General features: G+C 70.3%; 13 protein-coding genes. 5 read left to right on the plus strand and 8 right to left on the minus strand.

What is annotated here, in order from left to right:
• Positions 1-94 precede the first annotated feature (94 nt).
• Together FM051_RS36575 and FM051_RS36580 are read left to right on the plus strand one after the other, a co-directional pair.
• Positions 95-2941 carry a CHAT domain-containing protein gene (locus FM051_RS36575; protein WP_158851418.1) on the plus strand — a complete coding sequence of 949 codons (2847 nt, stop codon included), beginning with the start codon at positions 95-97 and terminating at the stop codon, positions 2939-2941.
• Positions 2942-3086: 145 nt separating this feature from the next.
• A complete protein-coding gene (locus tag FM051_RS36580; RefSeq protein ID WP_158851420.1) occupies positions 3087-4508 on the plus strand; it encodes a macro domain-containing protein in 1422 nt (473 codons plus the stop codon).
• 130 nt (positions 4509-4638) lie between these two features.
• On the opposite strand, the gene FM051_RS36585 is transcribed toward FM051_RS36580, so the two are convergent.
• Entirely contained in the window at positions 4639-4968 is a 330-nt protein-coding gene (locus FM051_RS36585) for a CATRA system-associated protein (RefSeq protein WP_158851422.1), read from the minus strand.
• A gap of 68 nt (positions 4969-5036) precedes the next feature.
• On the opposite strand from FM051_RS36585, the gene FM051_RS36590 reads away from it, so the two are divergent.
• Together FM051_RS36590 and FM051_RS36595 are read left to right on the plus strand one after the other, a co-directional pair.
• Positions 5037-6911, plus strand: a complete 1875-nt coding sequence (locus FM051_RS36590) for a CATRA conflict system CASPASE/TPR repeat-associated protein (protein WP_158851424.1) — start codon at positions 5037-5039, stop codon at positions 6909-6911.
• Positions 6912-6934: 23 nt separating this feature from the next.
• Positions 6935-9934: a CHAT domain-containing protein gene (locus FM051_RS36595; RefSeq protein ID WP_158851426.1), complete on the plus strand. Its 3000-nt coding sequence runs from the start codon at positions 6935-6937 to the stop codon at positions 9932-9934.
• A gap of 72 nt (positions 9935-10006) precedes the next feature.
• Here FM051_RS36595 and FM051_RS36600 read toward each other — a convergent pair whose 3' ends face one another.
• The 6 genes from FM051_RS36600 to FM051_RS36625 all read right to left on the minus strand — a co-directional run bounded on the left by FM051_RS36600 (position 10007) and on the right by FM051_RS36625 (position 22069).
• Positions 10007-12001, minus strand: coding sequence for a hypothetical protein (locus tag FM051_RS36600; protein WP_158851428.1), 1995 nt, complete (start codon positions 11999-12001; stop codon positions 10007-10009).
• Positions 11998-13092 (minus strand): hypothetical protein, encoded by a 1095-nt coding sequence (locus tag FM051_RS36605; RefSeq protein WP_158851430.1) that lies wholly within the window; start codon positions 13090-13092, stop codon positions 11998-12000. Before FM051_RS36605 ends, FM051_RS36600 begins: the two co-directional genes overlap by 4 nt.
• Positions 13089-14159 carry a serine/threonine-protein kinase gene (locus FM051_RS36610; RefSeq protein WP_158851432.1) on the minus strand — a complete coding sequence of 357 codons (1071 nt, stop codon included), beginning with the start codon at positions 14157-14159 and terminating at the stop codon, positions 13089-13091. Before FM051_RS36610 ends, FM051_RS36605 begins: the two co-directional genes overlap by 4 nt.
• A complete protein-coding gene (locus tag FM051_RS36615) occupies positions 14160-16352 on the minus strand; it encodes a hypothetical protein (RefSeq protein ID WP_158851434.1) in 2193 nt (730 codons plus the stop codon).
• Positions 16349-19498, minus strand: coding sequence for a tubulin-like doman-containing protein (locus FM051_RS36620; RefSeq protein ID WP_158851436.1), 3150 nt, complete (start codon positions 19496-19498; stop codon positions 16349-16351). Before FM051_RS36620 ends, FM051_RS36615 begins: the two co-directional genes overlap by 4 nt.
• 132 nt (positions 19499-19630) lie before the next feature.
• Positions 19631-22069 (minus strand): VWA domain-containing protein, encoded by a 2439-nt coding sequence (locus tag FM051_RS36625; RefSeq protein ID WP_158851438.1) that lies wholly within the window; start codon positions 22067-22069, stop codon positions 19631-19633.
• Between the two features lie 446 nt (positions 22070-22515).
• Here FM051_RS36625 and FM051_RS36630 point away from each other — a divergent pair, with 446 nt between their 5' ends.
• Complete coding sequence (locus FM051_RS36630) at positions 22516-23316, plus strand: GNAT family N-acetyltransferase (protein WP_158851440.1); 801 nt, start codon at positions 22516-22518, stop codon at positions 23314-23316.
• A 113-nt stretch (positions 23317-23429) separates the two neighbouring features.
• Here FM051_RS36630 and FM051_RS36635 read toward each other — a convergent pair whose 3' ends face one another.
• Positions 23430-24269: a spermidine synthase gene (locus FM051_RS36635; RefSeq protein ID WP_158851442.1), complete on the minus strand. Its 840-nt coding sequence runs from the start codon at positions 24267-24269 to the stop codon at positions 23430-23432.
• Between the last annotated feature and the right edge of the window lie 472 nt (positions 24270-24741).

Consider the following 24741-nt stretch of genomic DNA (forward strand, 5'->3'; position numbering starts at 1 on the left):
CACAGGCCGGGAACTGTTTGAAGGCGTCACGGAAGCGGTGGTCAGCGCGCCTCGCGCCGTACGGTTGATCAGCGTCCCGAGTGGCACAGTCAACATGGAAGACAGGCGCGTGCGCGATTTGCGACAAGACAGGGACCGTCGACTGGACAAGGTCTGCGCGAGGTTGGACCGGGTCATGCGCACCAACAGTCACTCACCGGTTCTCGAACCCGAGGCCATCGTGGAAGCACGACTGCTCGACGAAGTCCTGGAACCGTTCGACGGCGACCTCGAAGTGCGACACGCCCTCGGTTGGCTGCACTGGCTCCGCCATGAAGCGCTCGACAGCGAGGAAAGCACGACCGAGAGAGCGAAGGCAGCGGAGATGTTCCTCCCGTGCTTCCTCTTCGGCGAGGACAACGTGCCCGCTCCTCTGCTCGTCGAACTGGCCGAGCAGGCGGCGCCGGGCGCGTCGCGCGCGCTGCGCCGGGCGGCCGACTCCGGCGACGCCGAGTTGAGCTCGCGAACCGCAGTGCTCTGGCGTGCCATCGTCAAAGCTCTTCCCGAGGACCACCGGTTGCGGGGGATCGCATTGTCCAGCCTCGGACACGCCCTCCTGCTCCGACACGGCCATACGCGTGAGCCCGGCGACCTGGACGAGTCGATCGCAGCGGGTCGCGAGGCTCTGACCCACCCGGCCGAGGTCGTCGAACGCAGCGGATTCCTGCACAACCTGGGACTGGCGTTGCAGGTGCGGTTCGAGGAGACCAACGACCAGGCGAGCCTGGTCGAATCTGTGGCGGCCCACCGGGACGCCGTGGCGATCACACCACCTGACAGTCCTTTCCGGACGGTCGTGCTGTCGGGTTTGGCGACGGCGATGGTGACCGCTCAGGACCGCTTCGCCGATCCCGAGCACTTGAGCGCGACGATCGACATGCTGCGCGCCGTACTCGCAGACACCGCGGATGACGATCCACACCGGGGAGGCAGGCTGTCCAATCTGGCCCTGACGTTCCACAAGCGCTACGACTTGCTCGAGGATCCCGAGGATCTTCAAGAGGCAGTCCACGCGGCACGTGGGGCCATCGAGGTCACGGGGCAGGACGACGGCAGGCTGCCGGGGTACCTGACGACGCTGGCCGACGTGCTCCACGGCCGGTTCGAGCACACCGGGGATTCCAGCGACGTCGACGAGGCCGTCGTCGTAGCCCGACGAGCAGTCGCCCTCACCCCGCCAGGCCATCCCCAATCGGCGGGGCGTCTGCTCAGCCTGGCGAACGCGCTGCGATGCCAGGCTCGTGGTACCGATGACGAGGACGGCATGAGGCAGGCGGCGCTGATCTACGCCGACGCGGCGCACGTCGTGACCGCGCCTCCTTCGCACCGCGTCAGAGCCGCGCGCAACGCTGCGGCACTGCTCGCGCGGACCGAGCCTCGACGAGCGGCAGGACTGCTCGAGATGGCGGTGCGACTGCTGCCCGCGGTCACGCCGCGCGAGTTGGAGCGGCACGACCACCGACACGTGTTCGACGACCTGACCAACCTGGCCGGAGATGCCGCCGCGCTGGCGCTGTCCGATGACAGCGTTCCGGAAGAGCAGCGAGCGCTTCGCGCGTTGCGCCTGCTGGAGACAGGGCGCGCGGTCGTGCTGGGGCGCCAGTTCGACCTTCGGGGTGAGCTCGCCGATCTGCATCGCAGGCACCCGGAACTGGCCACCCGCTTCACGACCGCGCGAGACCTGTTGGACCGCCCCCCGGTCCCGTACACCATCGGTCCGGACCGCCACCTGCTCGCTGACGCGTTGGAGTCGGTGCTGGCCGAGATCCGCGGCCTGCCCGGGTTCGGGTCGTTCGGCCTTCCCCCGGACTTGTCCGATCTGCTGGTCGAGGGCGGCCGAGGACCGGTCGTGGTCTTCAACACGAGCGTGCACCGCTGCGACGCACTGCTGATAACCGGGGAAGGTGTGCGTGCCGTTCCGCTGTCGGGGATGACGCTTGAAGCGCTGATCGAGAACTTCAGGACCTTCTACGACGCTCTGCACACGCCCGACGAGGCAGTAGTCCTGCCACGAGTGCTGAGTTGGTTGTGGGACAAAGCTGTCGACCCCGTCTTCGCGGCCCTGGGATACGACCGCGGACATGACGGAGTTCGGCGGCTCTGGTGGGCCCCGGGTGGCATTCTGGGCCTGTTGCCGCTGCACGCGGCCGGCCACCACACCGATCCGCGGGACGATCCGGATCGGCGCACCGTTCTCGACCGGGTGGTGTCGTCCTACACGCCGAGCGTCCGGGCGCTACGGCACGCGCGTACGCGCACGACCGAGAAGTCCCTGCGGAATCGGGCGTTGATCGTCGCGATGCCGACGACACCCGGTGCAGCCGGCGGCAGCCTTCCGGCTGCCGCCGCGGAAGCCGAGGTGGTGCGGCGGCTGGTGCCGGAATCCGTGCTCTTGGCGGAACACGACGACATCGGGGGCGCGGTAGGTGGTCCGACGAAGAACAACGTGTTGAAGATCCTGCCGGAGTGCACGATCGCACATTTCATCTGCCATGGCTGGGCAAATCACCTGGACCCGTCGCAGAGCGTTCTGCTGCTTCGCGATCACCAAACCGATCCGCTGACCGTGGCGACGTTGGACCAGATCCAGTTGGGCAGTGCACACATCGTGTACCTGTCCGCGTGCGCTACCGCAGTGGTTCACCACCGAGCGTTGATCGACGAGGCCACACACCTGGCCTCGGCGTTCCAGTTGGCGGGATTCCCTCACGTCGTGGGCACGCTTTGGGAAGTACGAGATCGCCCGGCCGTGAGGGTCGCCGAGAAATTCTATGCGACGCTGACAGCGGATCAGGAACACCCGAGCCCGGCTCTCGCGCTTCACGCCGCCGTGCGCGCCGCTCGTGACCGTTACCCCCATCGTCCGTCTGCTTGGGCGTCCCACCAGCACTTCGGCGCCTGATCCGGGCATCGTGCCGCCATGACCTCCCGGCATCGGCGGAGTTGGAATGACACGGCTGCAAGCCGAGCGGTATAAAAGTCATCCGAGTGCCTACGAGGCCGGCGCGCTCTGATCAGGAGCGGTTGCACGCAGGAGCAGGGACGCGATGACGGCTGTGACGGTGTCCACCATCGCCGCGCTCGCCGCAGGCGTGATCGTCGTACTCTGGCGCACTTCTCTTCGGACCAAGCCGGCACGTGCTCCGCGTCCCCTGGAGACGAACCGGACGCACCTCTACCGGCTGGACGGCGGTGGGGTGGAACGCCGACTGGGGGTGGTGACCGGCGACCTGCGCCGCGTCCGCTCCGCACAGGTGTGGGTCAACCCGGAGAACACCGAGATGAGGATGGCGCGGGTCGACGAGTTCTCCGTTTCCGCGATCATCCGCCACGAGGGTGCCCGTCGTGACGCCACCGGCCGGATCACGTCCGACCTGATCGTGGACGAGTTGGACCGCCTGGTCGGTTCGCGGCGTCCGGTGCCCGCCGGCACGGCGATCGTCACCGGTGCGGGCGCGTTGGCGCGGTTCGGGGTGCGGTACGTCGTGCACTCGGCCGCCGTCCACGGTGAGCCCGGAGCGGGTTACCGCCAGGTGCGGGAAGTGGGCCGGTGTGTCACCGCGGTGCTCGCGGCAATCGATCGGATCGACGACCACCGGCCGGTCGAGTCGGTGCTGTTCCCGTTGCTCGGCGCCGGGCAGGGTGGTGGCGACCCCCGCAAGACCGCGGTCGTGCTCACCAGCGCGGTCACCGATTACCTCGCCGCGACACCGACCTCCTCGATCAGGACCGTGCACGTGCTCGCTTACACGGACGTGGAGCTGGACGCGTGCTTCGAGGCGTGCAAGCGGTTGGGCCTGCGGCCCATCGCCGGCGAACAGGTCCAGGACGCGCCGGTGCTCACGGCCGCCGACACCGGGGACGGGATCGGCGGCGTGCCCGCGAATCCGGCGGAGCCGCTCGCCAAGACCCTCCACATCGGGTTCTCCATCGATGTCGTCGGCTTCGGCAGCCGCCCTGCGCCCGGCCGTGATGCGGTGCAGCAGCGGCTGGTCCGACTGCTGCGCGGGGTGCTGGCCGACGCGGGGATCGACCTCGACCAGGTGCGCCACGAATGGCTCGGCGACGGCGCGTCCGTCTACCTGCCGAACGACCTGGACCCCAGCCGAGCGCTGGCGGTGCTGGTCACCGCCACTTCCCGGCGCCTCGCCGAGGACAACCGGGCGCACGCCGACCGCGTTCGGTTGCGCATGGCGATGACACTCGGGCTGATGGGGCCCGGCGAGACGGGTTTCTCGGGCCCGCTCGCCGTGGAGCTGGCCCGTATGACGGACGCCGCTCCCCTGCGCCGGGCCATCGCGGACGAGCCGCGTCACGACCTCGCCGTCCTGGTGTCGGACTACCTGTACACGCACGTCGTCCGACTGGGTTACGCGGACCTGCCGGCCGCCGCGTTCCGCCGGGTGGACGTCGCGGTGAAGGAGTTCACGGCTCCCGCTTGGCTCTGGTTGCCGGGATCGACCGGATGAGCCGGCGGCACGAGCGGCGCCGGGTCACCGGAAGGTCCCGATGAGGACGAACGCGGCCCAGGTGCCCGGATCCGCGTAAGCCCCGACGCCGCTGTCCGGCAACGCGAGCTCCGCCCGGCGGAGGGCGCGATCACCGGGAGGGCGCCTCGGGCACGGGACGGTCCGGCTGGTCGTCCAACACGTGCACGAGCCGGTTGACCCGCTCGCGCACCGGTTCCGGTGGCGGCTCCCGATCACGCCGTTCGTCACCCAGGCGAGTGATTCGCAACGGGCTGGCCAGTTCGAGGGCGATCGTCGCCGCGCGCAGCGCCTGTCGGTCTCCGGCCTCGGTCGCGGTGATCGCCGACGCGAGGAGCTCGGCGATCTCCTCCCACTCGGCCGACGTCGTCCGCCAGCCGAGGACGTCCAGGGCGACCTCTCGGGCGTCGTCACGGATCTCGTCGTCGCTCACCGTGCTCATGTCGCGACTCTATCCATGGCATCGTGGACGGGCGAGCTACCACGCGAGGGGAGGTGTCCGCAATTATCGTGTCCCAACAGGAATTGGTGGTTCACCTCTACACGCACGCGGAAGGACCACACCAGGCCGAGGCAGCAGCGGAAGTCGCCGCGATGTGGGACCGCTGCCGTGACGAGCTCGGCACGACGGACGCCGTTCCCGGTCTCGGTCTGCCCGTCGAACCCGGCGGGCTCGGTCCTCCTGGAAGCGGCACGATCGCTCTGGCAGCCGCACAACGTCCGGACACGCACGTCCAGGTCCTGCTGCGGCTGCACCACGACGTGCTCAACCTCTCCGTGTTCGCGGGTCCACCCGGGACGACTTGGCCACAGCAGGAAAATCTGTTGGCGCCGGTGTTCGGCACGCCCTCCCGGGCCTTCATCGGAACGGCGTGGCTGTATCTGGGCAAGGATGACGAACCCTCGGCGGCAGGCGGCCGGGAGCTCGCGCCGGGCATCGTGCTGCGGGAGACCTCCGCCCGCGTCGACACCCGCGTGGACAGGCGCTTCGTCGTGCTGGCGCCGACGGACCGCGATGACCAGCTGAGCGACTGGACGTGGGGCAACGGCGGTGTGGCGATGTCCCCGCTGGCGCGGTACCTCATGCACGTGGCCAAGTTGCGTTACCAGATCCGGGTGCACGCGGCCCTGCCACCGGCTTCCGAGCTGTGCCGGCGACTGGAAGACGCGTTGGCACGCGGCGACCACGACGAGCTGAAGGCGAGCCGGTTCGACATCGCCCGGCAGCTCGCCGCCCTCCGGGCCATGCGACGGACCGTGGAGATCGCGAGCGCCAACGCGGTCACCGCGCTGGGACCGGCCGCGGGCGCGCCGGGTGGCACGGACCCGATAGGCGACGACCGCGCGCTCGCGGACTTCTTCACCCAGAGGCTCGACGACGACATCACCTACCTCGAAACGTCCGCGGAAGGCGCACGACAGATGACCGATCTCCTGCCCGAGATCACCCGACGACGCCGTGAACCGACCTTCGGCATCGTCACCGCGATGCCCGAGGAGTTCGCGGCCGTGCGGTTCATGTTGGACGACGAGGAGCGGCTGAACGTCCGGGGAGATCGGGCGAACTACTTCATCGGCACCATGCCCAGCGCGGTCGCGGACGAGCCGCACGTCGTCGTGGTGACGTTGCTGGGCGAGACCGCCAACAGCTCCGCCGCCGACGGCTGCGCGAACCTCGCCCGCAGCTTCGGGACGGTCAACTGCGTGGTGATGTGCGGCATCGCCGCCGGCGTGCCCGCGGTGACGGAGCCGCGCAAGCACGTTCGGCTGGGTGACGTCGTCGTGGCCAGCTGGGGAATCGTCGACTACGACCACGTCGTGGACCGGCCGGACGGCACCGAGCAGCGCCAGTCCCACCCTCGACCGTCGTCCCTGCTGAAGCACGCGGCCAATCTCGTGGAAACCCACGAGCGCATGGGGAACCGACCGTGGGAGGCGCACATCGACGCCGCGGTGAGCCTGCACCCCGACTTCGCGCGGCCTCCCGCGGACACCGACGTCGTCTACGCGACGGACGGCGGGACAGCCGTCCTCCCCCACCCCGACCCGCTGACGAGCGGACACCGGCCGGGCAGACCGAAGGTGCACCACGGCCACATCGGCAGCGCCGACCGCTCGCTGCGCAACCTGGCCAGGCGCGACGAGGTCGCCGCCCGCCACGACCTGCGCGCGTTGGAGATGGAGGGCACGGGCATCGGCAAGTCCAGCTTCGCCAACGGTCTGGAGTGGTACGTGGTGCGGGGCATCAGTGATTACGGCGACCTGCGCACCGGTCACCTGTGGCGCAACCACGCCGCGCTGGTCGCGGCGGCCTACGTGAAGGCGTTGCTCGCCGAGTGCGCGCCGATCGAGGTTCGCGGTGGGCACGTGACCGGCAACCGCTAGACACGGGCACGAAGGGAACGACCATGCTCCGCAAGTTCCACGTCGACCGCGCCTACCGGGCCAGGAAACAGTTCTTCGCCGAGAAGACGCGGCCGAACCTCGACCGCGCGATAGACCTGCTCACCGCGGCCCTGCGACGATTTCCGCCCTATTCGGACGACGTCGAACGAGTGCTGCTCGCACTGAACCTGGGCAACCTGCTGACCGTCCGGTTCAAGTGGACGAAAACGCGCGCCGACGTGAACGCCGCGGTCGAGTGCCTGCGGGAAGCGGCCGACCACCCGCACGGTCCGCGTCACCTGTGCGCGATGGGGTTGACCGAGGCGCTCGAAGCCCGGTACACGCACTACTTCGAGGACGAGGACGCCCGCGAGCTCATCGACATGCGGCGCGAGGTGCTCAGGCTGACGCCGGGCAACCGCCCCGAGCACGTCGCCGCCCTCCTGGCCCTGGACCGCACGATCAAGCTGTGGGCGGTCGCGAACGACGTTCCCTACGAAACCAGGATCCCCCTGGACGACGGCCTGCGTGACGACGAAAGCACGAGGTACCTGACGTCCGGCGTGGCGGTCGTCCGCCGGCTCGAACACGGCGGTGATCCGCCGGAACTCGACCGGGCGATCCGCCTGGTCCGGCACGGGCTCGCCTTGGCCGTCAGCCCCCACCGGCGCACCACCTGCCAGGTCTTGCTCGCCTGGCTGCTGCTCAAGCGGTATGACATCGCCCACGACACAGCCGACGTGGACGAAGCGCTCAAACTCTGGGGAAAGCTCGCCGATGTGCGTGGAGAGCCTGTCGACGGCATGCCGCCGGTCGAGGTCGTGCTCGACACGTTCGCGCGCACGCTGCACACCGCGTTCAAGCACACCGGCGCGATGCACTACCTGAAAAAGGCCGTGACCTACGCGTGCCGAGCCGAACGAGAACATCCCGCCGACGGCGAAACGCACTACACGTACCAGTACAACCTCAGCATCGCGCTCGGCACGCTCGCCGACGAGACGGACAACGACGCCACTCGTGACAAGGCCCTGCGGTTCATCAGATCCGCCAACGACGCCTGCCCGGACTCGAATCCGCGGAAGCCCTCCTACCTGTCGAGGCTGTCGTCGGCCCTCCGGGACGTGCCCGGCGAGGTGGACGAAGCGGTCCGGTTCGGCCGAGCCGCGCTGGCCCTGGCCGGGCCCGGTCACCAGCACCACGTCGAAGCCCTGAAAGCGTTGGGCGCGGCCCTGATGAGGCGCGGCAAGGCCACGGCTCACGCAGGCGACCTGGACGAGGCGATCCGGCACATGGGCGCCGCCGTGGCGGCCACCCGAGGACGGATCCACCACGAGAGCCTCGTCGACCTCGCCGTGTGCCACGTCGCGCGCTACGAAACCCTGCACGACGAGGAGTCCCGTCGAGCAGCCGTCGCCGCGTTGCGCGTGGTCGCGGGGTGGCCGTTGGGCACACCGGACCGACGGGTCGACGCCGCGCGCGAGTGGGGCTACCTCGAACGCCTGGCGGGCAACTGGGCGGAAGCGGCCACGGCGTACGAGACAGCCGTCGAACTGCTCGGTCATACCGCACCGAGCAGCATCCCGGTCGCGGACCGGAACCGGGTGTTGGGCACCCGGTACGGCTTGGCGTCCGACGCGGCCGCCTGCTTCCTCCAGATCGGTGATGTGGAACGCGCGGTCGAACTGCTCGAACTGGGCCGAGGGGTCATGCTGGCGCGGGGGATCGACGCCAGGAGCGACCTGGCGGAGCTGACCACCGCGCATCCGCGGCTGGCGGAGGAGTTCGAACGCCTGCGCACCGCGGTCGACACCATGGACGCCGACGAGACGGGCGGGCAGGCGTTCGACGACGCCATGAACCTGCTTCCCCGCGACCGGGGCGACCGTGAGCCGCCGAGCACCGGCGACTTCGGCTGGCGCGAGCGGTTGATCGCCCGACGGGACGCGAAACTGGTCGAGATCCGCGGGCAGGACGGCTTCGAGCGCTTCCTGCTCGCTCCGCGTGCCGCCGACTTGGTCGCCGCCGCCTCGGACGGCCCGATCGTGATCGTGAACGTCAGCCCCGTCCGCTGCGACGCGATCATCCTCGACCGCGGCGGGATCGACCTGGTCGCGCTGGAAGGCGTGTCACCGGATTCGATCGAGGCCGCACTGGATGACGACGAGGACGACTACCGCTGGTTCACGCGTTCCTTCGGCTGGCTGTGGGACATGGTGGCGAGCCCGGTCCTCACCCGGCTGGACCTGTCCGACCACCCGCGGCTGTGGTGGTGCGCCACCGGAGTGCTGTCCGCGCTTCCGCTGCACGCGGCGGGCCACCACGACCGACCGGGCCAGTCGGTGGTCGACCACGTCGTCAGCTCCTACACGCCCACGGTCCGAGCGCTGATCCACGCCCGCAAGCACTCGGCGGTCCGACCCGGAGGTCCGGTGGTGGCCGTGAGCATGCCGAGCACGCCCGACCAGGACACCCTTCCCGGAGCCGCCGCCGAGGTCGCCCTGCTGTCCCGCGAGTTTCCCGGTTCCACCGTGACGTTGACCGGGCCGCAAGCGACGCACACGAGCGTCCGAGAAGCCCTCGTCGGTGCACGGGTCGCCCACTTCGCCTGCCACGCCGTGGCGCAACCGGGCGAGCCATCGGCCAGTCGCCTGCTCCTGGAGGACCACGAGGCGCACCCACTGACGGTCCACGACATCTCGCGCTTGCGGCTGGACTCCGCCGAGCTGGCGTTCCTGTCCGCGTGCGAGAGCGCCGACAGCGGTGGGGTGACCGTGGCGGACGAGGCCCTCAGCCTCGCTGTGGCGTTCCAACTCGCCGGCTTCCCGCGAGTGGTCGCCAGCCTCTGGCCGGTATCGGACACCGCGGCGAAGCGCATCGTCCGGGACTTCTACCAAGTCTTCGCCAACACCTCGGGCGGGGACGCGGCGGCGAAAGCGCTGCACGAAGCGGCGCTCCGATTCCGAAAGCGACGCCCCGAGCTCCCCTTCCTGTGGGCGCCGTTCATCCACTCGGGTGCGTAAACACACCCGTCACGGCGGCTACCGGCGTGGCCTCGGCTCACCGGGCCAACGACGCCAATTCGCAGCACGCCGTCAGCCCACCACCGGCGTCGGTTCTCCCCACTCCCGGTCCCGCTCGACGGCCTCGCGGTTCTTGGCCGCGTCGCTGAGGGACTGCACCTGAGCACCCGGCACCGAGGCGGCGACAAGCTCGGGCCGACTTCCGGGTTTGGCCAGTGGCTCGTGGACTTTGACGCACCTCCACCGATCGCCCTGGCCGCCTTCGCTCTCGCACACTCCCTGCGGGTAATAGGAATCGTCGACCCGGACGAACGCGAACACCTTCGCGCTCCCGGACGGGAGACGGATCTCCACGGTGCCTTCCGCCAACGAGGCGGGAGCGTCGACCGTCGTCGGAGCTGGAGCCTCCGTGGTCGGCTGCACGGGAACCTGCGACGACGGCTCCACCGTCGACGCGACGGCCGGCTCGCCGGAACCGGAGTCGCCGACCAGGACACCCACCAGGAACACGACCGCCAGCACCGCGACCACAACACCCGCGAGGACGACGGGGTAACGGCGACTGCGCCGTGCCGACTCGAGTTTCCGCGCTATGTGGCCCACCGGAGCGGATGGTCGGCTGCCTTGCGACCACCGCTCGAACGCGGCCTTGCTGATCTCGTCGTTACCGCCCTGCCAGGCGCCGCTGCCGAGCATCGTCGCGAGCTGGTCGGACTGGCACTTCGCGACCAGCTTCGCGGCGTGCTTGCGCCCGTCCCGACGTTCGAGGTCCTCGAACCCCGGTCCGTAGAGGACCTGCAGGAACGTGTGCAGCAGTTCGTGCCTCGCATCGACCTCCACGAACCTGGTCACGGTGTCCACCGCGCGAACGTCGAGCACCTCGCGCAACTGTTCACGACGCCAAGGGTCCCGCTTCAGCCGTTCGAGGTGGGTCGTGAAATCCCGGAGGGACCTGGCGGCGATCAACGGGTCGACGCCCTTGGCCCTGACCTCCCGGGTCGGCACCGCGCTGGAAGGCACCGCGCTGTGCGGCACGCTCGCGTGCACCGGCCGAGGCGGCACGGGTTCACCCGGAGTCGGCTGGTACGGGATCGACGGTTGGTGGTCGCGCCGCCCCGGGAACGACATGTCGCGCACGCCCTCGTCGGAACGATCGGTGCGGTCGGGACGGCCGGAGCTGTCCGGGTGCTGAAGGAACTCGGGGCGAACCGCGGCGTTGCCGCCCACCGCCACCACCGGAACGACTCCCTCGCCGAACAACTCGGCGACCAGCCGATCGGCGACGTCGGTGTGCCGCCGCTGCACCGGTGGCCGGTCCAGGTTGACGATCGCGCGGCGCACGACCCCGGTGGTGGACGGCTGCACCGGCAGGAACACGATCTCCGGCAGGTTCTCCACGCTGGAGTCGTGGCGGTCCTCGTAGGTGGAGAACGACCACCGCCGGTGGTGCGACGACTGCCTGGCGAGGTACTGGTCCGCCGCCGCGCGCAGTGCCCACACCATCGCCGGCCGGAGCTGGTCGGGGCACCCGATGACGCTCAACGGGTCAGCGGGATCGTCGAGCAGCCGGGCCAGCACGGTGACCAACTCGGTCCGGTACTTGGCGATCTGCGCGCGCAACCGGTCGTCCACGTCGGGAACGTCGTCGAAGTACGTCGGCGCGATCGTGGCCAGCCGAATCCCGGAATCGACCGTGTCCTCCCAGATCCACCGTTCGGGTGGCAGCATCCCGAGGCCCAGGGCACGCGACACGTCGAGGACCGAGGCGGGCCCGATCAGCGCGTGCGCGTTCCCACGACCGACGGAGTGCCCGCGCCTGACCCTGCGCATGGCCACCGCCGTGTCACCGAACAGCAGGTACGACAGGGCACTCTGCGGCGGGTCGACGCTGTCGACCGGCTGGAGCCGGACGTGGTCCTTCAACCTCGCCAGCCAGCGCCGGTGCTCCTCCCCTTCCGATCCCCCGAACCCCTCGAACGAGGAGGCGATGATCGTGTGCCCGGTGGTGTCGTAGGACCACCCGAAGAACGCCTGGTGGATCACGTCGCCGGAACGAGGCGCGGTCATGGCATGCCCACCCTTTCCGCTTCCGGCCCGGTGATCATCCCGGTCATCGCGAGGATCGAGACCAACGGCTCCAACGCCCTCGTCGGGCGGAAACCCCGGGGGAAGTGCTTCTTCGACGGGTCGGCCGGGTCGGTGACGACGGCGTCGCCGCCACTGGCCGAGACGAAGTGCAGCGTGCACCGCGTGAACGCCTCGAACGGGCGCAACGACGCCCCCGCGCCGACGTGGTGCAGGTACGCGTAGGCGTCCCGGCTCTCGGCCCGGATCCTGGCCGCGTCCACGACGCGCTCGTCACCACGGCGCAGCCAGCGGTCGACCGGTGGCACGTAACGCAACCGGTCCGACTTGGTCACCGCGATCACCGCGGGCAGCCCACTGCCTCCCGGCAGGCCCCGCAGTCGTTCCACGGCCAGGTTGAACGACAGGTTCTCGCTCGGCGGCGCCGACTGCCCGGTCTCCAACGGGTCCTCCGTGGCGTGGACGAAGACCACCGCGGTCGCCCCCACGAGGAACCTGGTCGCCCGGTTGCGGGCCGCGGTGTTCTCCAGGTCCTCCCCCGCGACGTCGAAGAACGTCACCGGGCGCTCGCCACCGGGTCCGCGCAGCAGGAGGATGTCGGCGGCCTCGACGATGCCCGTGCTCGTGCCGGGCAGCGTGCCGCCCTCCTCGAACGGCTTGATGAACTGCTTGCGGAAGTTCTCGTGCCTGCGGAAGTCGAGCGGCGCCGCCGTGATCCCGTGCGCGGCGAGGCCGTTGAGGTGGACCTGCCGCACCATCGCGGTCAGCAGGTGGGTCTTGCCGGACGCGGGTGCGCCGACCAGACCGACCACCAGCGGATCGCCGTAGTCCGCGTAGGTCGCGGGCAGGTAGTGCTCGGCGGTGTCCGCCGACGGGTTCGGGCACCGGCGGTAGCCCTTGCGCGCCAGGTCGGCCCGCTTGATCTCGGGCAGCCCGGACACGTCCACCGACTCGTAGCGGCTGTTCTCCTCGTCGTACAGGGAGATCGCGGAGTCCTCGGGCCAGTCGAAGTCGTCGGCGCAGATCGGGCAGCGCAGCCGACGCCGGGGGCGTCCCCGGTCCGCGGTGGTCACGACAGCACCACCATTCCGGTGATCAGCAACGCGATCACGAACGCCGCCACGACGGTGACGACCCGTCTGTCCCACGCCTCGGGCAGGCTCCACGACCCGGCCGGCTTCCACGCCTCGGGCGGGTTCGACGTGTCGGCCTGCGGCTTGTGGGTATCGGCGGACTGGTCCTGCCAGTCGCCGACCGGAGGCGCGACCGGTCCGCGCTTGCCCCGGCTGACGAGCTCGAACATGTCCCGCCCGGCCGCGATCACCGCGTCCGGGTTGGTGAACGCGGGCACCCGGCTGTCGCCCCGCAGCATGTCGAGCAGGTCCGCCGCGTACGGCCGCCGCTCGACCGGGTTGCCGAAGACGGGGTCCAGCAGCGCACGCAGCCGTTCCGGGTCGTGGTCCCGGTCCGGCCGCGCCCCGGTCGACCGCACGCCGAGGTGCAGTTCGCGGATGAGCAGACCGGCGGCCCACAGGTCGTCGCGGGTGTCCACCAGGCCCGTGCCGGCCAACTGCTCGGGTGAACGGGCGAGCGAACCGCCGCCACGGCGTCGCGGCTCACCGATCCGCTCGGCGAACTCGAAGTCGACCAGCTGCAACCGCCCGTCGTCCCACCTGACGACATCCATGGTCACCGCCCCGTGCACCACGCCGGCCAGGGCGGTCAACCACAGCGCACGCAGCAACTCGTGCTCGAACCTCCTGCGCCGGGCGTCGTCGAACCGGGTCACGGCGCCGGCCGCGGGCTCGCCGATGTACTCGTGCAGCAGCACGAACGGCTCCTCGACGTCGACGTTGTACGCCACCAGCCGCGCCAGCTCGCGCGGGTACGCGTCGTGGAACACCTGGCCGAGCCGCGTGCCCGCGCGCACCTCGTTCTCCAACAGCTCGTAGAGCCGGGGGTTCTGGCGGCCGGCCGCCCGCGAGACGTACTTGCGCACGTACACCCGCTGGTTCACCCGGACGAGCCGCTGCTGGAGCACCGATCCCGGCGAGACGAACTCGTTGACGTCGTCGACCGTGATCTCCCGCAGCACCCCCATCACGTCCCGACAGCGCACCACTTCGCTCTGCCCCACCATCTACCGCACCCCACCCAACACCTGGCGGACCGATTCCGGCCGCAACGGCAGCAACCGCAGCGCTCCGACGAGCTCCCCGCCCTCGCCCCAGGTGACCCGGGGGTCCGCGACGAGCTCCCTGTGCAGGCCCTCCTGTTCGAGGACCCGCCGCAACCCCGCCGGCGCGAAGCGGACCAGGCCGGGCTCGGCGCCCGTGCTGAGGTAGCCGAGCTGGCCGCCGCGGCACAGCTGGGTCATCGCGCCGTCCACGTCGACGCGCAACGCGGCCAACGCCGCGGGCGACTCCGACCAGACCCGTGCCATCAGGGCGTCGCGCGGCGTGTGGTCGTCGCCGAACCGGGTCGCCGCCAGCAGACCGTGCCGCCGGACGTCCGCGCCGTACTCGCCGAGCAGCCGGTCCAGCCGCTGGGCGTACACGCCGTCCGGTGCGGGCATCCCGGCCGCGGCGGCGCGCCACGCCGGTTCCAGGGCGGTCCGGCACAGGTCCGCGAGGTCGCCGCGGACCACCGCGTACAGCTCGTGCGGAACCGGCCGGACCAGCCGGACCGGGTCACCGGGCGACGGCGGCGGGCCCACGTCGACGAACAGGCCGTTCCCGGCTTCGGCGAGCGTCGCGCCGATCTCGTCGAGTCCGGCGGCGACCTCCGCGGCCACGGCGGCGCTCACCTGCCTGCGCCGCATCGGCAGCCACTCGCGGGCCGTGGTCTGCTCGGCGATCCGGGTCAGTTCCTCGATCACGTCGTGCAGTGCCGCCACCCGCAACGCCGCCCGCCACCGACGCACCGCCGCACGCCAGCTCAACACGACGGTGAGCACGCAGACGGCGACCACGGCCAGGGTCACCAACAGGCTGGTCGACGGCGGGACCTGCACCGACGACACGCGTTGCGCGACGACACCGCCGCTCACCACCCCGGCGACGGCGATCACCCCGTACACCAGTGCCGGAACCGCCGCGTCGGACAGGCCGAACTCCTCCTGAGGGCCCGGTCGTCGGCCGAGCAACAACCACCCCGAACCGAACCAGGCCGCGGCGAGGAGCCCGCCGCCCACCCAGCCCGGCCACCCGGAACCGAGCACGAACGCGAGCACGGCGCAGGTGACGAAGACCAACGGCAGGGACCACAGGCGCAGCGGCCACTTGCGGAACCCGGGCATGTCCAGGCTGAGCGGTCCCCGCTTGCGCACCTCGTCCAACGCCGCCATGCACCCCTGCGGGCCGCTGCGGGCCGCCAGGACCCGCAGTTGTCGCGCCAGCGCCGCGAGTGCCGCGCCCGCGCCGAGCCGGCCGTCCACGGTCCGCCGCAGCTCGTCGGCGATCTCGCCCCGGTCGGCCTCCCACGGCTGCGGCACACCGAGTTCGACCACGTCCTCGACCGACGCGCGCCCGCCCTGGATGTGCTTGTCCATGCGGTCGAGCAGTTCGAGCACCGCACGGCGGTAGTTCTCCGCGGCCTGGCCGGCCCAGAGCACCTGGGCGCCGAGTTGCGCCGTCGGCCGGGCGGAGCCGAACAACGCCCGCGGCGTGCCGAGGATCCGCGCCAGCTCGACGACGTGGTTCAGCCGCCGCACCGCGTCCGCCTGGGACGCGAGCACGGGCCCGGAGAGCACGGCGCCCTCCCTGCCGTTGTGGGTGTGCGCCAAGGACACCGGCTCTTCGAGGTGCTGCGACACCGCGTCGTCCTCGGCGCACAGGGACCGGACGCCCGCCGCCCTGGCTTCGGACAGTTCGACCGGGTCGGCGGCGCCGGACACGAACCGGACACCCGGGTTCGCCGCGGCGCCCGCGAGTTCCTCGGTCACCGCCACCACCCGGTCGAACAGCTTCGGCACCCGCAAGGCGGCGACCAGGTCGTCCAGCGCGAGCACCGACCGCTCCACCGGGCTCGGGTGCGCCTGCCCCGGCGCCCAGTCGACCCCCTCGGGATCCCCGACCCACAGGACGGTCGCGTGCCGCAGCACCGACGGCACGGTGAGCACCGCGCCGTCCGCCCGGTCTTCCGCGCCCGCCTCGCCGATCGCGACGCACACGACGTCGGTCACCATGTCCTCGCCGATCAGCGACATGTAGGTCTCGGCGTGCTCCACGAGGGACTGCGCGTGGTCGAGGACGACCACGCCGCCGGCGAGTCCGTCAGGCAGGTCGGCGGGTGTGTCGCGCAGGTCGACCACTACGACCTTCGACGTGCTCATCGCGTGACGTCACCACCCAACCCGTGTGCGACGTCGACCTGTTCCCGCAGGTCCAGGAGGCTCTTCGTGGTGATCCCGACGGGCTGGCGCAGCGCCTCCGGCAGGGTCCGCGACCAGAACTCCCGGAAGACCGCGAGTTGGGGGTCCCGGCCCAGCACCGCGTGCTGTTCCGCTTCCTTGATCTTCTGCAGTTCCGTTCCGGCGAGGTCGACGATGGCGGCGAACTGCGGCTTGGGCGGTGACGGGAACCGGTCGGCCCCCTCCGGCACCGAGGACATGAGCCTTCGCGCGAGACTGCGCCGGGTCGGGTTGTCGTCGGTGAGGATCCAGCGTTCGTAGGCCTGCATCAGGGTCGCCCACGACGACAGGCTGCCCAGCGGGCTCAGCTCGAGCTTCATCGCGACCGCGTCCCGCCCGCCGACCTCCACCGTGACGTGGTGAGGGCTGGCCGGCGGACCGTCGATGGTGATCTTCCCGTCCCACGCCGCGCACAGCAGCCGGTGCAGCACCTGCTTGCGGTCCTGTTCGCCCATCAGCAGGTAGTCGCTGTCCTGGCTCAGCCGCCGCCGCCAGGACAGCGTGTCCTGCGGCTGCGGGTGGCGTTGCGCCTCGGCCCAGAGCCGGACGACCCGGCGCAGCTCGGGCACCTCGGTCACGCCCATGGAGCTGCGGTTGAGCACCACGACCATGGTGTCGGCCTGCACCGCGCGGAACTCCGGCTCGCCCACCATGTCGACGGGCAGCGAGACCTCACGGCGGAGGAACCGCTCGATGTCGTCGTTGCGCTGCGCCGCGGGATAGGTGAACAACGCCTTGAGCGGACCGTGGCCGTCCGGGGCGAACCCGCCGGGCACCAGCTCGGCCAACTTCTGCCGGAACCTGTTCAGGTCGCCCTCGGTGACGCTGCCGTCCCGCCGTTGCACGGCATTGGCCAGCAGGTCGTCCATGCGGGGCACCAGGGCGGGGCGACTGCGGTCGCCCGGACGCAGCCGCTCGGTCACCGCCTCCTTGATCCGCTGGCGGATGTAGGCCACCGCCGCCTCCGGGTCCTGCCTGCCCTTGGCGAACGCCGTGGCCCAGCCGTCCTGGCCGAGCAGGAGGTTGAGCACGTGCCCCTCGTGCGGGTTGGGGCTGAGGTACTGGGCGAAGTCCTGCTTCAACCGGGTGAACACGCTCTGGTAGAAGCCCTCCAGGCCGCGGTCCTCCGCCGGCAGCAGGTAGGTCACGCCGACCCGGGACTTGTACAGGTCCCGCGACCGCAGGTCGAACTGGTGCGGGTCGTTGCGGGCGTGGCTGAGGAACTGGTCGCGGATCGCGCCGAGCTCCTCGACGAACGCGCCCCACGGCCTGCTCCACAGCCGGTGGCTGTCGTTCCAGGCGCCGTTCCAGATCCGCCGGGTCTGCCACGCGTACCAGGCGTCCTGCTGCCGGAGCACGGCCTGCACGGACTCGTCTGAGATCCGCAGTCGCTGCGTGATCTTCCGGCGCAGGTCCTTCGGCAACGGCGGCGTGGCGACGTTCAGGCCGGGCGGCGCGGGCGGAGGTGTCCGCCAACCCTCCAGCAGGGACCGGAACCCGCCCTTGTCCAGCGGGTCCACGAGGTCCCGGTGACCGAACACGACCCGTTCCAAGCGGAACAGGTCGAGGTCGCGCAGCAGCACGGCGGCCGCGGCGGTCGGGTCGAAGTCCTGGGCCAGGGTCGCGATCGGCCCGGCCAGCGCCTCGTGGCCCCGGTCGACGTTGAGCTTCATCGCCTCGGCCCGTTGGGTCATGGCCGCGGCGACCGCGCCGTAACCCACCGGGTTGCCCGGCGGCGGGATGCGGGACGGCGTGGCCTCCAACAGCCGGTCGAGCCCGGAGGCGGTGATGAACTGCCGGATGTGCTGCTTGTTGGTCTCGGCCGCGCCGGGCGGGACCAGCAGCTCGTTGACCGCGTTGGCCAGCAGGTGCGAGCTGACCACGTCGGTGAGTTCGAGCAACGGCGTGGTCAGCGCGGCGACCGCGCTCGTCGTCACACCGCGTCGGCCGACACCGGTGTCCGCGATGGCGTGCCGGTCCACCTTGCCGTTGATGAACCCGTCGGCGAACGAGTGGTAGGGCTGGTTCGCGCCCTCGTCGTTCTCGTCGTCCTCGGTCGGACCGGCCCCGATCAGCGAGGTCATCAGCGACACCATGGACCGGTTCAGGTCGTCCCGCCGCACACCGCCGACCGGGCGGCCGAACAGGAACGCCGTCTGCACCGTGTTGGGCAGCAACTGCACCTGGTCGAGCTGCGGGTAGCGGACGGAGACCGCGCCGTAGGAGCCCGACTCGTCCAGCTGCCTCGTCGTGCCCTGCGCGTTCTGGTCGTCGATGAGCCGGAACAGGTCCACCAGGGCGGAACCTGCGTTGAGGTCCGCCGGTCGTCCGCCGCCCTGGCCGTCGTCGAACGCCGAGGGCATCAGGACGAGCGGGTAGATCTCGGCCTCCTTGCCGCCCCGCTTCATCAGCTCGCCGATCAGGTGCAGGTAGTCGTAGTAGATGCCGCTGCCCGTGCCGCCCGCGACGGAGAACACGACGAACACGATCACCGGGTCCACGCGCTGGGTGCGCTTGCCGCTGACCACGAACAGGTCGCCCGCCGACTCGTTGATGTCCGCGATCGCGTCCTTGATCCCGAGCAGCGCGGTGTCCGGGTTGCGCCTGATCGTCTCGAACAGCACGCCGCGGCCCACGGTCGGCAACTGGCCCGCGCCGCGCACCAGCGGCCCGATCCGGGGATCGCTCTCCCTGGACGGCAACCAGCCGACGGTCTGGTCGTCGAGGTTGATCCGCAGGCTCTCCGACACCTCCGCCGAGTTGCCCAGGCGGGCCGGCACGAGGTCCGCGATCTGGTGCATCGTCTTCTGCGCCGCCTGCTCGTGCTCCCGGCCGGGCACGACCTCGCGGCGGACCCGCTGGAGCTCGTTGGCGCTGAGGTCGGCGTAGACGAACTGCAAGCAGGACGGCAGCTGGTACGGCAGGAAGTTCGGGTTCTGGATGTCCGACAGCAGCCGGGTGCCGTCGGGACCGCAGAGCTCCTCCCGCAACCGCTTCTCGAACTCGGCCCCGACCTTGCAACCTGTCCCGCCGAGTCCGACGAACAACATCGGTTGATAGATCCTCATTGCGTAACCGTCCTCACGGTGGCGAGCGCACAGCGAGCGTGCAGCGGAATCGGTTGTGCGGGAACGGATGCGTCGGCGCCCGCACTCCCCACTCGGGAGCGGCGGTTCCGGCGCGGTCCGTTCCAGGTCCGGTCAGTCGAAGGGGTTGTTGGGGTCGACGTAGTAGCCGCGGTCGGCGGACGGCGCCGGTCCGGGCGGGGGCGCGTGATCGCGGCCGTTCGCGGAGCCACCGGCGAACGGGTCCGCGTAGGTGTTGTCCCCCGGCGAACCGCCGCGCGAGGGATACGGCGCGGTCGGCGCGGCGGCTCCCGTCGTGCCCGCGAACGGGTCCAGCGGCGCGGACGGTGCCTGCGACATCGCGAACGGGTCCGGTGCGGGCGGCGCGAACGGATCGGCCGGCGCCCCAGGGGTCGTACCCCGCTCGTCCAACACCACTACCGCGAGATCACCGCCGATGTCGTGGTGCTCGCCCGGCGTCACCACGACCGACGGCCGCCCCGGCGGGGTGAGCACGATCGTCCGACCGGCGCGACGCACCTCGTACACGTTCGCCTCGCCCGGCCCGGCGTGCTGCAGTTGCAGACCGGTGAAGTCGTCGTGCACGAGGAACGTGAAGACCTTGCCGTCCGGGTCGCGGGGCACCAGATCCGAGATCGCGAACCCACCGCGCCACAACTGGGCGCTCAACCCGCGAACCCGCTTCGCCCTGCTGCGCGCCCACAGCCTCAACAGACCGAACACCACCGCGACGACCAACACCACGGCCAGCGCCACCCACACCCAGAAGAACCTCTCCACGATCCCCGGCGCGGGTTTGACCGTCGTGGAGAACAGCCGCTCGGCCACCACCGCCGACGGATTCGCGTCGTCGACCAGCCGCAGCTTCGCCCCGCTCACGCCCTCCGGGGTGTCCGGGCCGAACCGCAGGGCGAACGCGGTGTTGGTGACACCCGTCTTCGCCTCCACGTCCGAGGGCTCCACGGTCAGCGACGTCCCCTGCGTGACGTCGACGAGTTCCAGCCGCAGACGGGCGGGCTTGCCGGAGTTGTTGGTGACTTCGACCGTGCCCGGCACCGTGCCGCCCGGCGTCGCCGACGCGCTGTTGTCGTCGAACAGGATCCGCGACTCCAGGAGCGAGGCGGCCTTCTGCACCTTGGTCGACAAGACCCGGGTGTCGCCGCCCACGCCGATACCCGTGACCTGGCCCGTGAAGGTGAGGTCACCCGTCGCGTTGTCCGGCACCTTGAGCTGCCCGCCGAACGTGCCGTCGCCGTCCGGATCGGCCAACGTCACCTGCTGCGCGGGAAAACCCGAGCTGCCGGTCAACGTCACCACGAACGCCAACCCTTCGAGCGCCTGCCGGTCGACGACCGCGCGCCCCCGTGCCCACACCTGCATGTCGACACCCACGGTCTGCCCCGCAGCCGGCTGCGGCGGGCTGACGGTGAGATACGCCTTGACCGCCGCCTGGTAGACCACCGTGGCCGCCACGTCCATCGCGGCCACCTCGGCCGACGACAGCCGGACCGTCCACCTCCCCGGCTGAGGGTCGGTGATGCGCAACGACTCCGTCTCCGTGGCCTGCCCCGCGAACTCGAAGTCCTTCCCGCCCTCGGCAGGAGCGGCGTTGTTCGCATTCGGAGCCAGGTACGAGACCTGCACCCGCGCGTCACGCTTGTAGACGAGGATCGACGCGTCACTCGCGATGACCGGGATGTCGACGTGGAGGTCGACCGAGCCACCCTTGGGGACGCTGCCCGTGTCCGGCGGGCCGTACTTGATGCAACTGGCGGAACTGAACGCGTTCGCCACCGCCGAGGTCAGCTCGGTAGACGTGGGCACAACCTGCTCGTGCGGATCCGGCGCCGCCGGTGTGCAGCTCTTGCCCTTGGCGAAACCACCCAACGCACCCACGTCGACCGCACCGAACCCGAGCGGCCACACCTGGGCGCCCGCGCCGTCCAACTGGGCCAGCACATCGCCCACCTTCGCCCTCGCCGCCTCGTTGCGGCGGTCCGGCGAATCACCCCACTGCGGGCTCCCGGACACGTCGAGCTTGCCGTCCGTCAGCAGGAACACGACCTTCTTCTCCGGCCCACCCGAGCCGACGAAATCAAGGGCCTGCTGCAACGCGGCCACGTGATCGGTGCCGTCGCCCTCTTCCTCGGTCCTCTTGTGCAGGTCCCCGATGCATTTCGCGACCGAATCACGCTTCTGCGCCGCATCAAGCCGAGTCGGCGGGCACACGACGTCCACCGCGCTCTGCCCAGGCCGGTCGGAACTCCCGAAACCGACCACGGAGATCACCGAGCCGGGCGCCAGGGCACTGAACAGAATCGTCCGCGCGGCTTCCTTCTCCTTGACGACGTCGGCGTCCTCAAGACTCCCCGACTGGTCGACCAGGACGACTACCTGAAGAGGCGGCAACGTCGCCGGCACGTCCTGCGCGCCCCCGACCGGCGCGAACACAGGCAGCGACGCCCCCACGCACAGCGCCGCCGCGACCAGAGCCAACCGACGCCTGCGGTTCCCCCCATATTCCATGCGGATCGCCAATCTGTGCTCGCGCATCGTGCGACTCGATGCAATTCACCGTCGTCCAACACCCCCCAATCGCCATCTTGGCGGATCACCGTTACACCGATAGGAGCTTGTCCGCAATTTTCGGCCGATGCGACTCGATCGTTACCGAAAACGTGAGCCGAAGTCGCCTTTCGCGCGACCGGATAACACCACCACCGGCGTTGTCCGCAATTTTCGTAATTCAATGCAACTGAGAGTATCCGCAATTCTCGTAGTCAGACCATCCCGCCCCGACCGCCGTCAACGAACACACCCAGCACACGCAGCAAGCCGGCGTCGATCAGCGCAAGCCGTCGGCAGACTGTTCGCAGGCGATCCCGGACGCTGCCTCGGTCCCGGCGAAGAAGGGGGCGACTGACGGGGCCGAACCCGCCACGCGAGACTTGATCTTACTCGGTAGGCTCTGTCGACCCGACAATCCACAAGGAGTCTCGATGACGGATCCCGCGGACTCGATCGAATCGATGGAGCAGCTCGCCGTGGTCTGGCGTGGCATGGTTCTCGATCGGGATTCGGGTGCTGATGTGCGAGACCTCCCGGGCATCGCCGTCCGCTGGGCCGAATGCCGGTTCGCATTCTGGAACTGCGTCACATTGACCGATGTCGGCGCGGACGCGGAGCTCGTCGAGCAACGTCTGAGCCAGGCGGCGGACATCATGCGCTCGAAGCAGCACCCCGGCTTCCTGTGGCTCTTCGAGGACCTCCTGGATGACGACGCACGCGCCGTGCTCAACGCGGCGGCCGAGCGAGCAGGTCTCCAGCACGCCTTCCCCGGCACCGGCATGGCAGGGGACCTGCTGCCCACCTCCGAGCCGAGCCACCCCGACCTGACGTTCGTGCGCGTGACCACCGACGAACAGCTGCGGGCCTATGCGGACCTCAACTCGCGCGCCTACGGGTTCCCGCTGGAGGACGGCCGCGACGGGCTCACCGGCTCCACGCTGTGGAAGAACCAGGCGTACGCCTACCTGGGCTTGCGGGAGGGTGTTCCGGTGGCGTGCGCTGCGACCGTCGAAGCAGCAGGCCGTCTCTTCGTCGCGCTCGTCGCCACCGACCCGGAGTGGCAGCGCAGGGGCTACGGCGAGGCGGTGACGCGGAAGGCGCTGTACGAGGGCGGCCGGGCTACCGGACTGACCCGCGCCACCCTGCACGCGACCGTCGCCGGGGCGCCCGTGTACCTGCGGATCGGCTTCAAACCGAACTCGCCGGTGCACTTCTACAGCCTCAAGAGCTGATTCGACCACCGCGGCCGCGGTGATCACACGGTCCCGTCGCCGGTCTCCCCGTGATCCACCGCCGGAGGGTGCAAACGCGCCACAGGTGGCGCACGCTCATCCGGGAACGGTGGTTACCGGGCCCAGCGGGGCACGGGGGTGACGGCTTCCGCCGGGTGCTCGGCGGTCAGCGGGGGTGCTACACCGCGAAAGGCCGCCAGTTGGGTGGCCGAGAGGCAGAACACGCGGTTGCCGGCGGACTCCGCCCACGTGGTGAGGGCCTGGTGTGGCAACTCGCGGTTGGAGGCGGCCAGGACCACGTTGCCCGCCCGCTTGCCCAGGAGCAGGCCCGGTTCGGCGAGGAGCACGACGTGCGGGAACACCTCGGTGAGGGACGCCACGGCGCGGAGTGGCAGGGTCATGTCCGCCGCGGACCACATGTTGCCCAGGTAGAGGCCGTCGGCGCGGAGGACCCTGGCGATCTCGCGCAGGAACTCGACGGCGGCCAGGTGGATTGCCACGGCGCCCGCCTGGGCGACGTCCATGACCACCACGTCGGCGGTGGCGTCGGGGGTGCGTTCGATTCCCGACTCGCCGTCCTCGACCCGCACCTGGAGGTTCGCGATCGCGTCCAGGTCCAGGTGCGAGCGCACGAGGTCGACCAGTGGGCCGTCCAGTTCGTAGACCGTCTGGGGCGAACCCGGACGGGTCGCGGCCAGGTACCTCGCGATCGTGAAACCACCTCCGCCGACCTGGAGGGCCGACACCGGCTCGCCGGCGGGCCAGTGCAGGTCCAGGACTCGGGCGGCCCACGTGGCGTACGGCATGCGCAGGTACGTCGGGTCGGCCAGATCCACATAGGACTGGAGGACGCCGTCGACCGTGAGCAGCCAGCTGGTCGGGCGGTACGGGTCCGGCGCCAGTCGTGCCGTGCCGAACTTCACCTGCCGGTCCACGGCCTCCCGGGATTCCACGGCCGCCACCTTAAGGCACAAGCAGTGCGAGGCGCAGGCATGGCGCCATCCATTCAGCCTCGGCACGATTCGACACCCGACTACGGCCTCCGCGCTGCGTGGCAGCCCATCCACCTGCCCATAGATCGGATGAATCGGGCGTGCAAGCTTCGATAGCCTTCCGATTGAGACACCGAGCCGGACAGCGAGCACGCCTGGGCGGCCACAGGGTCATCGATCGGATATTTTTCCTGCTTTTAACAGATCCTACCTTTCCCCTTGCATGCCGACACCTTCGAGGGTCGACGCGACGTCCACCTGTCCGGGAACGCGGACGCCCACTACATCCCCTCAAGGAGGTCGGGACGGTAGTTGTCAAGTCAAGTGAGACAGGTTGTGTCTACGGGGCTGGTTGGGGTTGCTCGGCGGGCTGGTTGATCCAGGCCACGTCGGGCAGTGCGGGTGGACGGGGACGGCGTGCGAAGCGCTCCGG

Source organism: Saccharothrix deserti, assembly GCF_009769385.1.
Taxonomy (GTDB): Bacteria; Actinomycetota; Actinomycetes; order Mycobacteriales; family Pseudonocardiaceae; genus Actinosynnema; species Actinosynnema deserti.